17 protein-coding genes and 1 tRNA gene are annotated in these 18,616 nt (G+C 70.4%); 12 read left to right on the forward strand and 6 right to left on the reverse strand.

The window, feature by feature from the left end:
* Nucleotides 1–132: 132 nt before the first annotated feature.
* From ACZ48Z_RS41655 to ACZ48Z_RS41665, 3 genes are all read right to left on the reverse strand, one after another.
* Nucleotides 133–468: an FmdB family zinc ribbon protein gene (locus ACZ48Z_RS41655; protein WP_468741143.1), complete on the reverse strand. Its 336-nt coding sequence runs from the start codon at nucleotides 466–468 to the stop codon at nucleotides 133–135.
* Between the two features lie 67 nt (nucleotides 469–535).
* Entirely contained in the window at nucleotides 536–1,804 is a 1,269-nt protein-coding gene (locus ACZ48Z_RS41660; protein WP_468741144.1) for an MFS transporter, read from the reverse strand.
* A 231-nt stretch (nucleotides 1,805–2,035) separates the two neighbouring features.
* Nucleotides 2,036–3,595 (reverse strand): potassium/proton antiporter, encoded by a 1,560-nt coding sequence (locus ACZ48Z_RS41665; protein WP_468741145.1) that lies wholly within the window; start codon nucleotides 3,593–3,595, stop codon nucleotides 2,036–2,038.
* A gap of 276 nt (nucleotides 3,596–3,871) precedes the next feature.
* Between ACZ48Z_RS41665 and ACZ48Z_RS41670 the strand changes: the two genes are divergently transcribed.
* A complete protein-coding gene (locus ACZ48Z_RS41670) occupies nucleotides 3,872–6,703 on the forward strand; it encodes a penicillin acylase family protein (protein WP_468741146.1) in 2,832 nt (943 codons plus the stop codon).
* 66 nt (nucleotides 6,704–6,769) lie between these two features.
* On the opposite strand, the gene ACZ48Z_RS41675 is transcribed toward ACZ48Z_RS41670, so the two are convergent.
* Entirely contained in the window at nucleotides 6,770–7,393 is a 624-nt protein-coding gene (locus ACZ48Z_RS41675) for a 5-formyltetrahydrofolate cyclo-ligase (protein WP_468741183.1), read from the reverse strand.
* Between the two features lie 93 nt (nucleotides 7,394–7,486).
* Here ACZ48Z_RS41675 and galU point away from each other — a divergent pair, with 93 nt between their 5' ends.
* The 7 genes from galU to ACZ48Z_RS41710 all read left to right on the forward strand — a co-directional run bounded on the left by galU (nucleotide 7,487) and on the right by ACZ48Z_RS41710 (nucleotide 13,011).
* On the forward strand, nucleotides 7,487–8,389 hold the full coding sequence (galU, locus tag ACZ48Z_RS41680; RefSeq protein ID WP_468741147.1) for a UTP--glucose-1-phosphate uridylyltransferase GalU: 903 nt from the start codon (nucleotides 7,487–7,489) through the stop codon (nucleotides 8,387–8,389).
* Nucleotides 8,390–8,393: 4 nt separating this feature from the next.
* Nucleotides 8,394–9,716 carry a molybdotransferase-like divisome protein Glp gene (gene glp, locus ACZ48Z_RS41685; RefSeq protein ID WP_468741148.1) on the forward strand — a complete coding sequence of 441 codons (1,323 nt, stop codon included), beginning with the start codon at nucleotides 8,394–8,396 and terminating at the stop codon, nucleotides 9,714–9,716.
* 62 nt (nucleotides 9,717–9,778) lie between these two features.
* Nucleotides 9,779–10,258 (forward strand): cyclic pyranopterin monophosphate synthase MoaC, encoded by a 480-nt coding sequence (gene moaC / locus ACZ48Z_RS41690; protein WP_468741149.1) that lies wholly within the window; start codon nucleotides 9,779–9,781, stop codon nucleotides 10,256–10,258.
* Nucleotides 10,255–10,761, forward strand: coding sequence for a MogA/MoaB family molybdenum cofactor biosynthesis protein (locus ACZ48Z_RS41695; RefSeq protein ID WP_468741150.1), 507 nt, complete (start codon nucleotides 10,255–10,257; stop codon nucleotides 10,759–10,761). Before moaC ends, ACZ48Z_RS41695 begins: the two co-directional genes overlap by 4 nt.
* Nucleotides 10,758–11,396 carry a GNAT family N-acetyltransferase gene (locus ACZ48Z_RS41700; protein ID WP_468741184.1) on the forward strand — a complete coding sequence of 213 codons (639 nt, stop codon included), beginning with the start codon at nucleotides 10,758–10,760 and terminating at the stop codon, nucleotides 11,394–11,396. The genes ACZ48Z_RS41695 and ACZ48Z_RS41700 overlap by 4 nt, the downstream gene beginning before the upstream one ends.
* 219 nt (nucleotides 11,397–11,615) lie before the next feature.
* The gene (sepX, locus tag ACZ48Z_RS41705; protein WP_468741151.1) at nucleotides 11,616–12,866 is read left to right on the forward strand and encodes a divisome protein SepX/GlpR; all 1,251 of its coding nucleotides are present in this window, start codon (nucleotides 11,616–11,618) and stop codon (nucleotides 12,864–12,866) included.
* 71 nt (nucleotides 12,867–12,937) lie between these two features.
* A tRNA-Ala gene (locus ACZ48Z_RS41710) sits at nucleotides 12,938–13,011 on the forward strand.
* Between the two features lie 61 nt (nucleotides 13,012–13,072).
* Here the strand turns inward: ACZ48Z_RS41710 and ACZ48Z_RS41715 are convergent.
* Nucleotides 13,073–13,549 carry a GNAT family N-acetyltransferase gene (locus tag ACZ48Z_RS41715; RefSeq protein WP_468741152.1) on the reverse strand — a complete coding sequence of 159 codons (477 nt, stop codon included), beginning with the start codon at nucleotides 13,547–13,549 and terminating at the stop codon, nucleotides 13,073–13,075.
* A gap of 29 nt (nucleotides 13,550–13,578) precedes the next feature.
* On the opposite strand from ACZ48Z_RS41715, the gene ACZ48Z_RS41720 reads away from it, so the two are divergent.
* Complete coding sequence (locus ACZ48Z_RS41720) at nucleotides 13,579–14,382, forward strand: exodeoxyribonuclease III (RefSeq protein ID WP_468741153.1); 804 nt, start codon at nucleotides 13,579–13,581, stop codon at nucleotides 14,380–14,382.
* Here ACZ48Z_RS41720 and ACZ48Z_RS41725 read toward each other — a convergent pair.
* Nucleotides 14,379–15,023, reverse strand: a complete 645-nt coding sequence (locus ACZ48Z_RS41725) for a MerR family transcriptional regulator (RefSeq protein WP_468741154.1) — start codon at nucleotides 15,021–15,023, stop codon at nucleotides 14,379–14,381. The genes ACZ48Z_RS41720 and ACZ48Z_RS41725 overlap by 4 nt on opposite strands.
* Before the next feature lie 127 nt (nucleotides 15,024–15,150).
* Here ACZ48Z_RS41725 and ACZ48Z_RS41730 point away from each other — a divergent pair, with 127 nt between their 5' ends.
* From ACZ48Z_RS41730 to ACZ48Z_RS41740, 3 genes are read left to right on the forward strand one after another with little or no spacing between them, the layout of a single operon-like run.
* Nucleotides 15,151–16,695 carry a flavin-containing monooxygenase gene (locus ACZ48Z_RS41730; protein ID WP_468741155.1) on the forward strand — a complete coding sequence of 515 codons (1,545 nt, stop codon included), beginning with the start codon at nucleotides 15,151–15,153 and terminating at the stop codon, nucleotides 16,693–16,695.
* 56 nt (nucleotides 16,696–16,751) lie between these two features.
* The gene (locus tag ACZ48Z_RS41735) at nucleotides 16,752–17,657 is read left to right on the forward strand and encodes an alpha/beta fold hydrolase (RefSeq protein ID WP_468741156.1); all 906 of its coding nucleotides are present in this window, start codon (nucleotides 16,752–16,754) and stop codon (nucleotides 17,655–17,657) included.
* The gene (locus ACZ48Z_RS41740; RefSeq protein WP_468741157.1) at nucleotides 17,654–18,538 is read left to right on the forward strand and encodes an SDR family oxidoreductase; all 885 of its coding nucleotides are present in this window, start codon (nucleotides 17,654–17,656) and stop codon (nucleotides 18,536–18,538) included. Before ACZ48Z_RS41735 ends, ACZ48Z_RS41740 begins: the two co-directional genes overlap by 4 nt.
* Nucleotides 18,539–18,616: the final 78 nt, after the last annotated feature.

Below are 18,616 nucleotides of genomic sequence, written 5' to 3' on the forward strand. Positions count from 1 at the left end.
ATCTCCGGTCACCCCGCTTTCTGTGTTCGCCATAACAAACACGTTGTCGGGCGCAAAAGTTGGGGGGGAAGGGGGGTGGGGGAACCCCGGGGCCCCGCCCGTCGCACGACGCCCGGGCCCTCGAAGTGAGACCTAGGCGGCGGAGCTGCTGCTGGACGAGCTGCCCGTGCTCGACGACTTCGACTCCGAGGAGGAAGACTTCGACTCGGATGCCGACGACGCGGATGTCGACGTGGACGTCGACGTGGACGTCGACGGCTTCGTGGACGACGGAGTGCTGCTCGACGAGGAGCCGCGGCTGTCGTTGCGATAGAAGCCGGAGCCCTTGAAGACGATGCCGACCGCGGAGAACACCTTCTTCAGGCGGCCGTGGCAGTTGGGGCACTCGGTCAGGGCGTCGTCGCTGAACTTCTGCACCGCCTCGAGGCCCTCGCCGCACTCGGTGCACTGGTACTGATACGTGGGCACTGTCTTCCTCCTGGCACTCTCACTCAGTGAGTGCTAACGATGGTCCATAGTGACGTATTCCCGAGGATCAGTCCACTGCCACCGGCACTCGGTGACCGATGCCACGTGCGACCGTCCGGCTGCGGGGCCGTCCCGCGAGGTGCGAACGCAGCGCCAGCAGGGTCACCAGGGCGAGCAGGGTGCCGCCCATCGGCACCAGGAATCCGGCACCGCCCCAGAACCGGTCCTCCAGCTGTCCGGCGATCGTGACTGCGGCCGCCTGGCCGAGGGCCACCGCTCCGGTCAGCCAGGTGAACGCCTCGGTGCGGGCGCCGGCCGGGACCAGGTTCTCGACCAGGGTGTAGCCGGTGATCAGGGCGGGCGCGATGCACATGCCGACCAGGAGGCCGAGGCCCGCCAGGACGAACACCGAGTGCGCGGCCCACAGGCCGGAGGCCGTCAGGGCGAGGGCGCCGTATCCGACGACCAGGCGGCGCTGCGGGGCCACCTTCCAGGCGATGGCTCCGCAGACCAGGCCGGAGAGCATGTTGCCCGCGGCGAAGACGCCGTACAGGACACCGTTCAGGCCGGGTTCGCCGATCGACTCGCTGAACGCGGCCAGGGAGACCTGCATGCCACCGAAGACGGAACCGATGCCCAGGAAGGTCACGATCAGGACCCGCACGCCGGGCACACGCAGAGCCGAGGAGTGCTCCACGCGCGTGTGCCCGTCGACCGCGGCGACCGGCGGCTGCGTGCTCTTCTGCGCGGCGAACAGCAGGCCGCCGAGCAGCGTGAGGGACGCCTCCGTCAGCAGGCCGGCGGCGGGATCCACGGCGGTGCACAGGGCGGTGGCCAGCAGCGGGCCGAAGACGAAGGTCAGCTCGTCCGTGACGGACTCGAAGGCCGCCGCCGTGGTCATGAGGGGCGAGTCCTGGAGCGTCACGCCCCAGCGGGCGCGCACCATGGGGCCGATCTGCGGCACCGATGCACCCGTCGGCACGGCCGCCGCGAACAGGGCCCACAAGGGCGCGTGCGAGAGGGCGAGCGCGGTCAGGGAGAGCACGGACAAGGTGTGCGCGAGCACTCCGGGGATCAGGACGGCGCGCTGCCCGTAGCGGTCCGCGAGACGGCCGCTGTAGGGCGCGAACAGCGCCATGGAGACGCCTGTGGCGGCCGCGACGGCGCCCGCCGCGCCGTAGGAGCCGGTGGTGTGCTGCATGAGCAGCACGATGGAGATGGTGAGCATCGCGAACGGCTGGCGTGCCGCGAAGCCGGGGAGCAGGAACGTCCAGGCGCCGCGGGTGCGCAGCAGCTGTCCGTATCCCGGGCGGGAGGAGGTGACCGTGGATGCCACGGCCCGTGCCTTTCTGCCGCCTGGTAGCGCGGTTCCCCTCGGAAGGGATGGCGCCGAGAGCTGTCCTCTTGCGCGGACTGCGGTAGATGCCGAAGGTCACTGCTCAGGGACGTCTCGGCCGCCATACGGTCGCGCCAGCTCTGCGTCAGGCAGAGTTGGTTCGATCAGGGGTGCCTTCATCGTACAGGGAGCGCGAAACGCATCCGTAACAACAGGTCTTCCGGGCCGCCCTCAGCGACTGCCGCCGATGCCGCCCGTGCCCAGCCATCCGGCCAGCTTGCCGCCGTGGCCCACCGCGCGCAGCCGCCGTTCCGCGGCGTCACGGACCGGGTCGGTGGCGACGACGAGGAGTTCGTCACCGCGCCGCAGCACTGTCGTGGGCAGCGGAACGAACGATTTTTCATCGCGGACGACCAGGGTGACCGCGGCTCCCGAGGGCAGCCGCAGCTCGTTGACCTCGACGCCGTGCATCCGGGACCCGTCGGGGATCGCGACGGACAGCAGGTGTCCGCGCAGCCGCTCCAGGGGCGCCGACTCGATGCCGAGGTCGGCGGCCTCGGGGTCCCCGCCCAGCCGCAGCTTGCGCGCCAGCCAGGGCAGCGTCGGGCCCTGGACGAGGGTGTAGACGACGACCAGGACGAAGACGATGTTGAAGATGCGGCGGCTGCCCTCGACACCGCTCACCATGGGGATCGTCGCCAGGATGATGGGCACGGCGCCGCGCAGTCCGGCCCAGGACATGAGCGTCTGCTCCTGCCACGGCACCCGGAACGGCGTCAGGCACAGGAAGACGCTCAGGGGCCGCGCCACCATGGTGAGCACCAGCCCGATGACGAGCCCGGGCAGCACGTCGTCGCCGAGTTCGTGCGGGGTGACCAGCAGGCCGAGCAGGACGAACATGCCGATCTGGGCGATCCAGCCGAGCCCGTCGGCGAAGCCGCGGGTGGCGGGCCAGTGCGGCAGCTTGGCGTTGCCCATCGCCATGGAGGCGAGATAGACGGCGAGGAATCCGCTGCCGTGCGCCAGCGAGCCCGCCGCGTAGGCGGTGACGGCGATCGCCATGACCGCGATCGGGTAGAGGCCGGAGGCGGGCAGGGCGACGTGCCGAAGGCCCCAGGAGCCCAGCCAGCCCACCGCGATGCCGATGGCCGCGCCGATGGCCAGCTCCAGGGTTATCTCGCCGATCAGCGCGTACCAGTGGTCGACCGGTCCGGCCTGGGAGAAGGCGACGACGAGGATGACCACCGGGGCGTCGTTGAAGCCGGACTCGGCCTCCAGCGTGCCCGTCACGCGCGTGGGGAGCGGGATCTTGCGCAGCACCGAGAAGACCGCCGCCGCGTCCGTCGAGGACACGACCGCCCCGATGATGAGCGCCTGGCGCCACTCCAGCCCGATCAGGTAGTGCGCGGCCGTCGCCGTGACCCCGACGCTCACCGCGACCCCGGCCAGTGCCAGCGCGGTGGCGGCCGGCAGCGCCGGCTTGATCTCCTTCCACTTCGTGCCGAGGCCGCCCTCGGCCAGGATCACGACCAGGGCCGCGTACCCGATGACCTGGGTCAGTTCGGCGTTGTCGAAGTGGATGTCGCCGATGCCGTCCTGGCCCATGGCGATGCCGATCCCCAGGTACACGAGCAGGCTGGGGAGCCCGCTGCGCGAGGAGATCCGGACCGCTGCCACGGCGACGAGCAGGACGAGCGAGCAGACGAGCAGGAGCTGGTTGAGGTGGTGGACAGTCAGCGGCCGTTCCCTTCCCTGGCTCACCGGCGTACGCGCGTGTGAGCTCATGTACATAGGACACGAAGCGACGTGACTCCGCATCCAAGTACTTCGTTACCTTACCTAACTCTTGACGATTTCTTGACGCTTCGCGAGGCAAGATCGAACGCCCGTCCGCGCCGGTACCCGACTCCGCGTCAAGTCGCGCCGGGCCCTGCGCCTATGGTTGCTCCAGCGCGCAGAGCCTGCGTCACATCCCGGGCGCGCGACGCCGGGCCGGGGATGTGACGCAGGCTCCCCGTCGAAAGCACAGCCCGCCCTGCCGCTCGCGTTAGGACAGCAAGGACAGCGATGCCCCCCACCACCACCGCCTCATCGGGTCAGCAGCCCGGCAAGTCCGGCAGGAAGAAGGGGCGCAGAGGCCGCCTGATCGTTCTCGTCCTCGTACTGGCCATCATCGGTGGCATCGCCTACGGCGGGTACTGGTCGGTGAGCACCGTCCGCGCGTCCCTCCCGCAGACCAAGGGCTCGGTCGAGCTCGAAGGCCTGTCGGGCCCCGTGGACGTCCAGCGCGACAGCTACGGCATCCCGCAGATCTACGCCTCCTCGGACGCGGACCTGTTCATGGCGCAGGGCTACGTGCAGGCGCAGGACCGCTTCTACGAGATGGACGTGCGCCGGCACATGACCTCCGGGCGCCTGTCGGAGATGTTCGGCAAGGGTCAGGTCGACGACGACGAGTTCCTGCGCACGCTCGGCTGGGACCGGGTCGCGAAGAAGGAGTACGACACCAAGCTGTCGGCCTCCACCAAGAAGTACCTCCAGGCGTACGCCAAGGGGGTCAACGCCTACCTCCAGGGCAAGAGCGGCGGGGACATCTCCCTGGAGTACGCGGCGCTCGGCTTCAAGAACGACTACAAGCCCGAGAAGTGGACCCCGGTCGACTCGGTGTCGTGGCTGAAGGCGATGGCCTGGGACCTGCGCAGCAACATGCAGGACGAGATCGACCGCGCCCTGATGACCAGCCGCCTCGGCCCGAAGCAGATCGCCGACCTGTACCCGGACTACCCGTACAGCCGGAACCAGGCCATCGTCCAGGAGGGCCAGTACAACGAGCTGACCGGGACGTTCGAGCAGGACGGGAGCTCGGAGGACAGCGGCCTGTCCGGCACGGGCACCTCGGGCACGGGCACCTCCGGTACCTCCACGAGCGGTTCCACGTCGGGTACCACGGGCACGTCGGCCTCGTCGTCCTCCTCGACCTCGACGTCGGCCTCCTCGGCCCTGCAGAGCCAGCTCTCGGGCCTCTACAAGGTCCTGGACGACGTCCCCACGGCCGTCGGCGTCAACGGCCAGGGCATCGGCTCGAACTCCTGGGTCGTCGCGGGCTCGCACACCATCACCGGCAGCCCGCTGCTGGCCAACGACCCGCACCTGTCGCCCTCGCTGCCGTCCGTCTGGTACCAGATGGGCCTGCACTGCCGGGCCCTCTCCAGCAAGTGCCAGTACGACGTCACCGGCTACACGTTCGCGGGCATGCCCGGCGTGGTCATCGGCCACAACGGGAAGATCGCCTGGGGCATGACCAACTCCGGCGTCGACGTCACCGACCTCTACCTGGAGAAGCTGTCCGGCGACGGCTACCTCTACGACGGCAGGACCAAGCCCTTCACCACGCGTGAGGAGACCATCAAGGTCGCCGGCGGCGAGTCCAAGAAGATCGTCGTCCGTGAGACGAACAACGGCCCCCTGCTGTCCGACCGCTACGACGAACTGGTGAAGGTCGGCAAGAAGGCGACCGTCGACAACGCGGCCCCCGACCGCGGCGACGGCTACGGCGTCGCCCTGCGCTGGACCGCCCTCGACCCCGGCACCTCCATGGACGCCGTGTTCGCGATGGACAAGGCGTCGAACTGGAGCGACTTCCGCGCGGCGGCGGCCATGTTCGACGTGCCCTCGCAGAACCTGGTCTACGCCGACGCCGAGAACATCGGCTACACGCTGCCCGGCCGCATCCCGATCCGCGCCAAAAGCGACACCGGCGCCATCCCGGCCCCGGGCTGGGACCCCAAGTACGCCTGGACCGGCAAGTACATCCCGCAGGACGAGCTGCCCTACGAGTACAACCCCTCGCGCGGCTTCATCGTCACCGCCAACCAGGCCGTCGTCGACAAGGACAAGTACCCGTACACGCTCACCACGGACTGGGGCTACGGCACCCGCAGCCAGCGCATCACCGACCTGATCGAGCAGAAGATCAAGGGCGGCGGCAAGATCTCCACCGACGACATGCGCCAGATGCAGCTCGACAACAGCAGCGAGATCGCCAAGCTGCTCGTGCCCAAGCTGCTCAAGATCGACCTCAAGGACAAGGACGTCCGCCAGGCGCAGGAGCTGCTGGAGGGCTGGGACTACACCCAGGACGCCGACTCGGCGGCGGCCGCCTACTTCAACTCCGTCTGGCGCAACATCCTCAAGCTCGCCTTCGGCAACAAGCTGCCCAAGGAGCTGCGGGTCAAGGGCCAGTGCCTGTGGGTCGACCCGATCGACACCACCGGGCCCGTGGACGAGACGGACAAGGTCCGCGAGTGCGGCCAGCGCGATGCCGACCAGGCGCAGCCCGACGGCGGCGACCGGTGGTTCGAGGTCGTGCGCACCCTCATGAACGACGAGAACAGCGACTGGTGGAAGACCCCCAAGGGCGTCGGCGACCGCCCCGCGGCCACCAACCGCGACGAGCTGTTCAAGCGCGCCATGATCGACGCCCGCTGGGAGCTGACCGCCAAGCTCGGCAAGGACATCGACACCTGGAGCTGGGGCCGGCTGCACCGGCTGTTCCTGAAGAACCAGACCCTGGGCATCGAGGGCCCCGGCTTCCTGAAGTACATGCTCAACCGCGGCCCCTGGAAGCTCAGCGGCGGCGAGGCGACGGTCAACGCGACCGGCTGGAACGCCGCGGGAGGCTACGGCGTGGTCTGGGTGCCGTCGATGCGCATGGTGGTCAACCTCGGCGACCTCGACAAGTCGAAGTGGATCAACCTCACCGGCGCCTCGGGGCACGCCTACAGCGCGCACTACACCGACCAGACCGGCAAGTGGGTCAAGGGCGAACTGCTGGACTGGTCCTTCTCGAAGGACGCCGTAGGCAAGAGCACGAGCGACACACTGGTCCTGAAACCGTGAACCTCCCGCGGTAGACGGGGTCTTCGACGACAGGGGCTCTCCACACGCGTGTGGAGAGCCCCTGTCTCATGCCGGACGGTGGAAGCGACGCACGCCCGAGGGCGTCACCACCGCGTGCACCGGCCGGTCGTGCGCCTCCTCCGGGACATGCGCGACGACCTCGGAGTCGTACAGGAGCACCACCAGCGCCGGTCGGGCCCCCGCCCGCTCCAGACGCGCGAGCACCCGGTCGTACGACCCTCCGCCGCGCCCCAGGCGCATCCCGCGCCCGTCCACCGCCAGCCCGGGCAGCAGCACGACGTCGGCGCCGGTCACGGCGTCCGGGCCCAGACGCTCGCCGGAGGGCTCGAAGAGGGCCATCTTCCCGCCGTGCTGGACCCGCGCGAGAGAGCCCTCGCCCGTGTAGGCGCCCCAGTCCAGATCGTTGTCCGGCAGAAGCGCCGGGAGCAGCACACGCACGCCCCGCTCGCGCAGCGCGTCCAGGAGCACCAGCGTGCCGGGCTCGCTGCCCACCGAGACGTACGCGGCCACCGTGCGCGCACCCGTCAGCTCGGGCAGACCGAGCGCCCTGCGGGCCAGCGTGGCCGCCCCTTCCCGCACGTCATCGGCCGTCAACCTGTTCCTCACCGCCAGGTAGTCTCGCCGCAACGTTCGCTTGTCAGGCTCGGCCGGACGTCCGACGTGACTCAAAGTCTCCACCCGTACCCCTTCAATGCGCTCATATAAGAACTTATTAACCGGAGCCACAGATTCCACGCAAAGGCTCCGGATAGGGTTGCGGACATGACTCAGTCGCACCCTCGGATCAGCAAGGCTGTCATCCCGGCAGCAGGGCTCGGCACCCGCTTCCTGCCGGCAACCAAGGCAACTCCCAAGGAGATGCTGCCGGTCGTCGACAAGCCGGCGATCCAGTACGTGGTCGAGGAGGCCGTCTCGGCGGGCCTCGATGACGTCCTCATGATCACGGGCCGCAACAAGCGCCCACTGGAGGACCACTTCGACCGCAACTACGAGCTCGAGTCCGCCCTCCAGAAGAAGGGCGACCGCAGCCGGCTCGCCAAGGTCCAGGAGTCCAGCGACCTCGCCACCATGCACTACGTCCGCCAGGGCGACCCCCGGGGCCTCGGCCACGCCGTCCTGTGCGCGGCCCCCCACGTCGGCGACGAGCCCTTCGCAGTCCTCCTCGGCGACGACCTGATCGACGCCCGCGACCCGCTGCTCCAGCGGATGATCGAGGTACAGGGGCAGCACGGGGGCAGCGTCATCGCACTGATGGAGGTCGCGCCCGAGCAGATCCACCTCTACGGCTGCGCCGTCGTCGAGGAGACCGAGGACGGCGACGTCGTCAAGGTGAGCGGCCTCGTCGAGAAGCCGGAAGCCGCCGACGCCCCGTCCAACTACGCGGTCATCGGCCGCTACGTCCTCGACCCGCACATCTTCGAGATACTCCGCAAGACCGAGCCGGGCCGCGGCAACGAGATCCAGCTCACCGACGCCCTCCAGCAGCTCGCCCAGGACGAGAAGGTCGGCGGCCCGGTGCACGGCGTCGTCTTCAAGGGCCGCCGCTATGACACCGGAGACCGCGGCGACTATCTGCGTGCCATTGTCAGACTCGCATGCGAACGTGAAGACCTGGGACCGGACTTCCGGACCTGGCTTCGCAGTTTCGTAGCCGAGGAGATGTAGCGAGTTGAGCAGCGCCGCGACCCGTCCCGCCGACCAGGACCACCTCTGGTCGGTGGACGAGCACCTGGAGGACATCCTCGCGACGGTCCGCCCCCTCGAACCCATCGAGCTGCAACTGCTCGACGCCCAGGGCTGCGTCCTGGTCGAGGACATCACGGTCCCGGTGTCCCTGCCTCCGTTCGACAACAGCTCCATGGACGGGTACGCGGTCCGGGTCGCCGACGTGGCGGGCGCGAGCGAGGAGTTCCCGGCCGTCCTGGACGTCGTCGGGGACGTCGCGGCGGGCCACGCCGAACTGCTGCACGTCGGCCCCGGACAGGCCGCCCGCATCATGACCGGCGCCCCGCTGCCGCCCGGCGCCGAGACCGTCGTCCCCGTCGAGTGGACCGACGGAGGCCTCGGCGAGGGCCCGGTGACCCAGATGCGCGCCCGAAGCCTCGCCCCCGAGGGCGCCGAGGGGCAGGTGCACGTGTACCGGCCCGCCGAGGCACGCGCGCACGTGCGCGCCAAGGGCAGCGACGTCCGGGCCGGCGACCGCGCCCTGGACGCCGGCACCGTCCTCGGCCCGCCGCAGATCGCCCTGCTCGCCGCGATCGGCCGCGGCAGCGTCCGCGTGCGCCCACGCCCGCGCGTGGTCGTCATGTCCACCGGCAGCGAACTCGTCCAGCCAGGCGAAAGCCTCGGCAGCGGCCAGATCTACGACTCCAACAGCTTCGCCCTCACCGCGGCCGCCCGGGACGCCGGCGCCATCGCCTACCGCGTGGGCGCCGTCGCCGACGACTCCGAGACCCTGCGCTCCACCATCGAGGACCAGCTCGTCCGCGCCGACCTCATGGTCACCACCGGCGGCGTGAGCGTCGGGGCGTACGACGTCGTCAAGGAGGCGCTGTCGCACGTCGACGACGAGGACGAACCGGGCAGCGGCGTCGACTTCCGCAAGCTCGCCATGCAGCCCGGAAAACCCCAGGGCTTCGGCTCCATCGGCCCCGACCACACCCCGCTGCTGGCCCTGCCCGGCAACCCGGTCTCGTCGTACGTCTCCTTCGAGCTGTTCGTCCGGCCCGCCATCCGCGCCCTCATGGGCCTCGACGACGTCCACCGGCCCACGACCAGGGCGACCCTGACCGCGGACAAGGCGCTGACCTCGCCCAAGGGGCGCCGGCAGTTCCTGCGCGGCACCTGCGCCGACGGCGCGGTCACCCCCGTCGGCGGTGCCGGGTCCCATCTGGTCGCCGCCCTCGCGCGGGCAAACGCGCTGATCGTCGTACCGGAGGACACGGAGTCCGTGGCGCCCGGCACCGAGGTCGAAGTGGTCCTGCTCGGCTGAGCACTCCTGGTTGGCGGTACCGTGTCGCGCACAACAGCCCGGACCGGGAGCGCCGCACAACCATGAGTACGCAGGACCGACTGACCCACATCGACGAAGCGGGCGCCGCCCGCATGGTCGACGTATCCGGCAAGGACGTCACCGCACGCACCGCGCGTGCCAGCGGACGTGTCCTGGTGTCGCCCCGAGTGATCGAGCTGCTGCGCGGTGAGGGCGTTCCCAAGGGCGACGCGCTGGCCACCGCGCGGATCGCGGGCATCATGGGCGCCAAGCGCACCCCGGACCTGATCCCGCTCTGTCACCCGTTGTCGGTGTCCGGTGTGAAACTGGACCTGTCGGTCGCGGACGACGCGGTGGAGATCCTGGCCACCGTGAAGACCACGGACCGCACGGGCGTCGAGATGGAGGCGCTCACCGCGGTCTCCGTCGCCGCGCTCACCGTGATCGACATGGTCAAGGCGGTCGACAAGGGAGCGGTCATCACGGACGTACGGGTCGAGGAGAAGACGGGCGGCAAGTCGGGCGACTGGAGCCGAGGATGACGTACCGGGCTCTAGTGGTCACCGCCTCCAACAGGGCGGCAGCCGGGATCTACGAGGACAAGGGCGGTCCGCTGATCGCCGACGGGCTGAAGCGCTTCGGTTTCACCGTCGACGGACCACAGGTCGTCCCCGACGGCGACCCCGTCGAGGCCGCTCTGCGCGCCGCCGCGGACGCCGGATACGACGTCGTCGTCACCACCGGCGGCACCGGCATCTCGCCCACCGACCGCACCCCCGAGGCGACCCGCGCGGTGATCGACCGCGAGGTGCCGGGCATCGCGGAGGCCATCCGGGCGTTCGGGCGGGAGAAGGTGCCGACCTCAGCGCTGTCCCGGGGCCTGGCCGGGGTGGCGGGACGCACTCTGATCGTCAATCTGCCGGGTTCCAGCGGCGGGGTGAAGGACGGGCTCGCCGTCCTGGAGCCCCTGTTGACGCACGCCGTCGACCAGATCCGCGGCGGCGACCACCCGAGACCCGGCGCCGGCACTGGGGGTGCGAGCTGAACAGCCCGTCATGGCCCGTCGTACTGGCGGACGGCGATGTCGTCCTGAGGCCGATAAGGATGCGCGACCAGCGGATCTGGCGCGAGGTCAACCGGCGCAACCGGGACTGGCTGCGGCCCTGGGAGGCGACCATTCCGCCGCCCACGCCCACCGGGCCGATCGCGCACCGGCCGACCTACCGCCAGATGGTCCGTCACCTGCGGTCCGAGGCGAACGCGGGGCGGATGCTGCCGTTCGTCATCGAGTACCGGGGGCAGCTGGTCGGACAGTTGACGGTCGCCGGGATCACCTGGGGCTCGATGTGCTCGGGACACGTCGGCTACTGGGTGGACCAGTCGGTGGCCGGGCGCGGTGTGATGCCGACCGCCGTGGCGCTTGTCGTGGACCACTGTTTCCGTAGCGTCGGACTGCACCGCATCGAGGTCTGCATTCGCCCCGAGAACGGGCCCAGCCGACGGGTCGTGGAGAAACTCGGATTCCGCGAGGAGGGACTGCGGCCGCGCTATCTCCACATCGACGGGGCCTGGCGCGACCATCTCGTGTTCTCGCTCACCGCGGAAGAGGTGCCCGACGGGTTGCTCAGACGCTGGCAGCGGGCACGCTCCGGCAGTACACCGCACGACAATCCCGCATAGCCGCGAGCGCGGCGGAGAGCGGATCCGGAAGCATGGCTCGGAATTGAATAAGTGTTCGAAAGTGATCGGTGCATGACCGTCTCAGGGCATTGAATTCTCGACTGAGGCGGCCTGCTGATCGGATCGGTCACAAAAAAAGCTCGAAATATCAGCCGGATCGTGCGACACACCGACTCAATTGGCAGATGGCCTCACGCAAACCCCTCTACCGTGTGAGGCGTGAGCAGCAGCGGCCTCATCTACGCAGTCATTGTCGGGGCCTGGGCCGCCTACTTGGTGCCGATGTGGCTCCGTAGGCAGGACGAGCTGAACGAGGCCCGTCCGACGGAACGCTTCAGCACCGCCATCCGGTTGCTCTCCGGACGGGCGGGCATGGAGCGTCGGTACGCCAAGGACCTGCGCGCGCGCTCCGCCGACGAGGGGGAGGGCAGCGCCGACGAACCGGACGCCGCCACCGAGTCGGTGGACGTCCGGGCCTTCGCCATGCCTCCGACCCGTCCGCAGACCCAGGCGACGCACGAACCCGCGCGAGAAGCAGCGCGGGAAGCCGGACGCGGCGAACCGGCGCGCGCGAAAACGAACGCGGCCGCGCCCGAACACGGCGGCGCACCGACCCGCAAGCAGACACCCGCCACCCCGGCGCACGCCCAGGGCCAGGCTCCCGCCCGGCGCACGGCCGCCGCGGAAGCGGCCGCGGCGCGCGCCCGGCGCACCAAGGTGCTCGCACGCCGTCGGCGTACGACGGTGATGCTCTTCCTGGCCTTCACGCTCGGCGCGATCGTCGCCGCCGTGGGAGGGCTCGCCTTCCTGTGGGCGCCCGGCGTGCCCGCCGTCATGCTCAGCGTGTACATCGCGTACCTGCGCTCCCAGGAACACCGCCGCTTCGCCTACCAGATGGACCGGCGCCAGGCCGAGGCCGCCGCGCAGCGACTGCGGGAACGCGCGCGCCAGCCGCGCCGACGCGCCTCCGTCACCACCGGCGTGGACGCCGACGAACCGGACGAGGGACCGGCGCCGGAGACCGATCCCGGGCTCTCGGCACTCGCCGCAGACCGGCGCGCCCTCGTCGAGCAGACCGACCACGCCGAGTGGGTCGACCAGCAGCGCGAGCGCCAGCGCGGACCCGGGCACGGGGACAGCTGGGACCCGGTGCCGGTACCGCTTCCCACATACGTGACCGCGCCGGTCGCACCGCGGGCCACCGCGGACGTGGACCTCGGGGCGCCGGACGCGTGGAGCTCGGCCCGGTCCAGCTCCGCCGCTCCGGAGCAGTCCGGTCAGGACGCGAGGCCCGCCGCCGAGGACGGGGGAGCGGAGGACGGATCCGCAGACGCGGAGGACCAGCCGGCGGCGGACGAGCGAAGCGACGCCCGCCGCGCCGCCTCCGCACGCCGGGCCCGCGAGCGCGGCCGCACGCCGCTCTTCGACCAGTACGAGGAAGGCGACCGGCCACGCGCGGCCAACGAGTGAGCGTCCCTGACCAGCCGGGGAACGGATTTCCAAGCACCCTGATGGGGATGCTAGAGTTTCACTCGTTGCAAGGGCCTGTGGCGCAGTCTGGTAGCGCACCTCGTTCGCATCGAGGGGGTCTGGGGTTCAAATCCCCACAGGTCCACGCATCATGAAGACCCGCTCCTGGGTTCAGGAGCGGGTCTTCTGTCATGTGTGCGGCACCCTCACAGCGCCTTCGCGAAGCAGCGGCTCTCCTCGTGGAAGCGGTAGTACCCGAACTTCACGCAGGGTTCGTAGCCGCTGGACGTGTACAGGGCGATGGCCTCCGGCTGCTTGATGCCGGTCTCCAGGACCATGCGCAGGCGGCCGGCCGCGCGGGCGTCGTCCTCCAGGGCGGCGAGGACGCGGCGGGCGAGACCGCGGCCGCGCATCTCCTCGATCACGTACATGCGCTTGAGCTCGGCGTCGCCGTTCAGGTTGCCCTCGCCGTTGGCGTCCTGGGCGCGCCAGCCGCCCGTGGCGACGGGGCTGTCCCTCTCGTCGTACGCGATCAGGTACACGCCGTTCGGGTGCTCGAAGTCCGTCGGGGCCAGCTCGGTGGCGTCGCCGCCATCGCCGTAGCGGATGTGGTACTCGGCCTGGACCTGGTCGTTGAGCTTCACGGCGTCGGGGTGGTCGAAGGGGACACGGCGGATCAGCATGCCCTCCAGTGTGCCGGTATCGTGCCGGGGTGCTGACTGTGACCTCCGCCAATGTGAACGGGCTGCGTGCCGCCGCGAAGAAAGGCTTCGTGGAGTGGCTCGCGGACACCTCCGCCGACGTGCTCTGCCTGCAGGAGGTGCGCGCCGAGCCGCAGCAGTTGCCTGAAGGCGTCTGCTCGCCCGACGGCTGGCACGTCGTGCACGCGCCCGCAGCCGCCAAGGGCCGCGCCGGTGTCTCCCTCTACACCCGCCGTGAGCCGGACCGTGTCCAGGTCGGCTTCGGGTCGGCGGAGTTCGACACCAGCGGGCGCTACGTCGAGGCCGACCTGCCCGGCGTCACCGTCGCCTCCCTCTACCTGCCCTCCGGCGAGGTCGGGACCGAGCGACAGGACGAGAAGGTGCGCTTCATGGACGAGTTCCTCGTCTACCTGAAGGGCCTGCGTGACCGCGCCGCCGCCGACGGCCGCGAAGTCGTCGTCTGCGGTGACTGGAACATCGCCCACCAGCAGGCCGACCTCAAGAACTGGCGCGCCAACCAGAAGAGTTCCGGGTTCCTGCCCGAGGAGCGGGCGTGGCTGAGCCGGGTGCTCGACGAGACCGACGGCGGGTACGTCGACGTCGTACGGTCGCTGCATCCGGACGTGGAGGGGCCGTACTCGTGGTGGTCGTACCGGGGGCGGGCCTTCGACAACGATTCAGGATGGAGGATCGACTACCAGCTCGCCACGCCCGGTCTCGCCGCCAAGGCGGTCAAGGGGTTCGTGGAGCGGGCGGCCACGCACGCGGAGCGCTGGTCGGACCATGCGCCCGTGACCGTGGTCTACGAGCTCTAGGGCCGCGGCTTCCGCAACCGTCGGTCCAGCGCCAGTGAGAGTTCCGCCTCCACCACGCTCCGGGCGAGGGGGCGCAGGCGTTGGAGGTCGTCCTCTTCTGCGTGGCGCAGGACCAGTTCGGCGAACATCTCCGCCAGGGCGTCGACGTGTTCGCGGACGCGTTTGCCCGCTGCCAGGACCTCCGCGAGGGGGATGCCCTCGCGGACGAGGCTGGAGGAGACGTCCAGGAGGCGGCGGCTGACGTGGACGATCTCGTCGCCGTCGGTGCCGAGGTAGCCGAGGTCCATCGCGGCGGCGAGGTTCTCCGTGGTGACCTCGCCCTCGAAGCGGGCGGCGAGTTCCTCGGGGGTGAGGCGGACCGGCTCCTCCTCCGTGGGGGCCACTCCCAGGACGTCGGCGACGTCCCGGCCGTGGTCGAGCGCCTCGGCGAGTTCCGCGATCCCGCTCAGGGTGTGGCCGCGTTCCAGGAGGGCGGCGATGGTGCGCAGGCGGGCCAGGTGGTGGTCGTCGTACCAGGCGATACGGCCCTCGCGGCGGGGCGGCGGGATCAGCTTGCGTTCGCGGTAGAAGCGCAGGGTGCGCACTGTGATGCCGGCCAGGCGGGCCAGTTCCTCCATGCGGTACTCGCGCTTGTCCGTCACGTCCGCAGCCTATGTTGTACCGCTGGTAACTTTCGCTCCCGCGACCCCTACCCATCGGTACGGAGCTGCTCTACGCTCCCATTGCGCCAGTGTTTACTGGCGGAGTCGGGCACGAGAGGGCATCGGTATGGCCGAACACGAGCATGTGCGGGTGGCGGTGGTCGGGTCCGGGTTCGGTGGGCTGGGCGCCGCCGTACGGCTGCGGCGGGAAGGCGTCACCGACTTCGTCGTCCTGGAGCGGGCCGACAGCGTCGGCGGGACCTGGCGGGACAACAGCTATCCGGGATGCGCCTGTGACGTGCCGTCCCATCTCTACTCGTTCTCCTTCGCGCCGAACCCCGACTGGCCGCGCACCTTCTCCGGGCAGGAGCACATCCGCGCCTACCTGGAGCACGTGACCGACGTCTTCCGGCTGCGCCCGCACATCCGCTTCAACTCCGAGGTGAAGCGGATGACCTGGGATGGCGAGAAGCTGCGGTGGGACATCGAGACGGAGAGCGGTTCGCTGTCCGCCGACTTCGTCGTCTCCGCCACCGGGCCGCTCTCCGACCCGAAGATCCCGGACATCCCCGGGCTGGACTCCTTCCCGGGCAAGGTCTTCCACTCCGCCCGCTGGGACCACGACTACGACCTGCGCGGCAAGCGGGTCGCGATGGTGGGGACGGGGGCCTCGGCCATCCAGATCGTGCCGACCGTCCAGCCGCTCGCCCGGAAGGTCACCCTGTTCCAGCGCACCCCGCCCTGGGTGATGCCCCGTATGGACCGGGCGATCAGCGGCGCCGAGCGCTGGCTGCACCGGCAGCTGCCCTTCACCACGCAGGCCCGGCGCGGACTGCTGTGGGGCATCAGGGAGTTGCAGGTCCAGGCGTTCACCAAGCGGCCGGGTGAGCTGGGTGCCGTCGAGCAACTGGCCAAGCGGAACATGGCCCGTGCCATCAAGGACCCGGCGCTGCGCGCCAAGCTCACCCCCGACTACCGCATCGGCTGCAAGCGGATCCTGCTGAGCAGTACGTACTATCCGGCGCTGGCCCAGCCCAACGTGGACGTGGTCGCGAGCGGGCTCAGCCGCGTCGAGGGGTCGACGCTCGTCGCCGCCGACGGTACCGAGGCCGAGGCCGACGCGATCGTCTTCGGTACGGGCTTCCACGTCACCGACATGCCGATCGCCGACCGGGTCGTGGGCGCGGACGGGCGGACGCTCGCCGAGGCGTGGAAGGGCGGGATGGAGGCGCTGCGCGGTGCCTCCGCGGCCGGCTTCCCCAACTGGATGACCGTCATCGGGCCCAACACCGGGCTCGGGAACTCCTCGATGATCCTCATGATCGAGGCCCAGTTGAACTACCTGGCCGACTTCGTCCGGCAGCTCGACGTCCTCGGCGGGCGGGTCGCCCTCGACGCGCGTCCCCCGGCCGTGCGGGCCTGGAACGACCGGGTGCAGGAGCGCATGAAGCGCACGGTGTGGAGCACCGGCGGCTGCACCAGCTGGTACCTGGACGCGAACGGCCGCAACAGCACGATCTGGCCCGGTACGACGACCGAGTTCCGGCGCGCGACACGGCGGGTGGACCTCGCGGAGTACGAGGTGCTGCGGGTGTCGGCTGAGGCGTTGGCAGAGGCATCGGCAGAGGTGCCGGCAGTGGCCTCGGCGGACGCGGAGGTGACCGCCGTATGAGCCGTACAAGCGGAATGAGTCCTGTGAGCCGTCCGAGCCGTCCGAGCCGTCGTTCGATGCACGTCGATTCCGGGCCGTACGCCCCGCCCGTCCCGGTGCGTGAACTCACCGTGCTCTCCGCCGACGGCGCCCGCCTGCACGTGGAGGTGCACGGGCCCGAGGGCGCGCCCCCGGTCGTCCTCGCCCACGGCTGGACCTGCTCCACCGCGTTCTGGGCCGCCCAGATCCGCGAACTCGCCGTCGACCACCGGGTCATCGCGTACGACCAGCGCGGCCACGGACGCAGTCCGGCGAGCCCGGTGTGCAGTGCGGACCTGCTCGCCGACGACCTCGAAGCCGTACTGGAGGCGAGCCTTGCGGCGGACGAGAAGGCGGTGATCGCCGGTCATTCCATGGGCGGGATGACGGTGATGGCCGCGGCCGGGCGCCCGGGGTTCCACAAGCGTGCGGCGGCCGTCCTGCTGTGCAGCACCGGTTCGTCGCGGCTGGTCGCCGAGTCGACCGTGGTGCCGATCCGGGCCGGACGGGCGCGCACCTGGCTGACCCGGCACGTCCTCGGGGCGCGGGCGCCGCTCGGGCCGGTGACGCCGCTCGCCCGGCGCATCCTCAAGTACGGGACGATGGGCCCCGGTTCGGCCCCGCACATGGTCGAGGCGTGCGCGCGGATCGTGCACGCCTGTCCGCGCAAGGTGCGGTACGCCTGGTCGCAGGTGCTGGATCTGCTCGATCTGGATCACGGCGTACGGCAGCTCACCGTGCCGACGGCCGTCGTCGTCGGTACGGCGGACCGGCTCACCCCGCCCGTGCACGCACACCAGTTGGCCGCCGCGTTGCCGAACTGCCTCGGGGTGACCGAACTGCCAGGCCTCGGCCACATGACGCCCGTCGAGGCGCCCGACCTGGTCACCGCACGGATCCGGGAACTCGTCACCACCTACATCCAGGTCAAGGAGGGCGCATGAGCAGGGTCGGACTCGAAGGACAGGTCGCGGTCGTCACCGGAGCCGCGCGGGGAGTCGGGGAGTTGCTCGCCCGCAAGCTGTCCGCGCGCGGGGCGAAGGTCGCGCTGGTCGGGCTGGAGCCGGACGCGCTCAAGCAGCTCTCCGAGCGGCTGCACGGCGACAGCGACCACTGGTACGCCGATGTCACCGACCACGAGGCGATGACCCGGGTGGCGCGGGAGGTCAAGGAGCGGTTCGGGAAGGTCGACATCGTCGTCGCCAACGCCGGTGTCGCCACCGGCGGGCCCTTCGTCGACTCCGATCCGCAGGCGTGGCGGCGGGTGATCGAGGTCAACCTCGTCGGATCGGCCGTCACCGCACGGGCGTTCCTGCCGGTGCTGATGGAGAGCCGGGGGTATCTGCTGCAGATCGCCTCCCTCGCGGCGATCACCCCGGCGCCGATGATGACGGCGTATTGCGCGTCCAAGGCCGGCGTGGAGGCGTTCGCGCACAGTCTGCGGGCCGAGGTCGGGCATAGGGGAGTACGGGTCGGGGTCGGGTATCTGTCGTGGACCGACACGGACATGGTGCGCGGGGCGGATCAGGACGAGGTCATGCGGGAGCTGCGGCAGCGGCTGCCGTGGCCGGCCAACAAGACGTACCCGCTGGGTCCCGCGGTGGAGCGGATCGTGGCCGGGATCGAGCGGCGGTCGAGCCATGTGTACGGGCAGGGGTGGCTGCGCGGGATGCAGGGGGTTCGCGGGTACCTGCCGGGGCTCATCGGGACGGTCGGGCAGCGGGAGATGCGGCGGTTCGGGGCACGGTTGGAGGGCATGCGGGTGGGGCTCGTCGGTGCAGGTGGGGCGGCCGATGAGGAGGAGCGCGCTACGCACCGTAACTGATCGAAATGCGTTCTTTGTCCGGGCGTGTGAATCTGGTCGAGGCCCCGGCCAGGGGCTCTTCCCCTCACCCCCACGGGA

The sequence above is a fragment of the Streptomyces sp. NPDC031225 genome, from assembly GCF_055570355.1.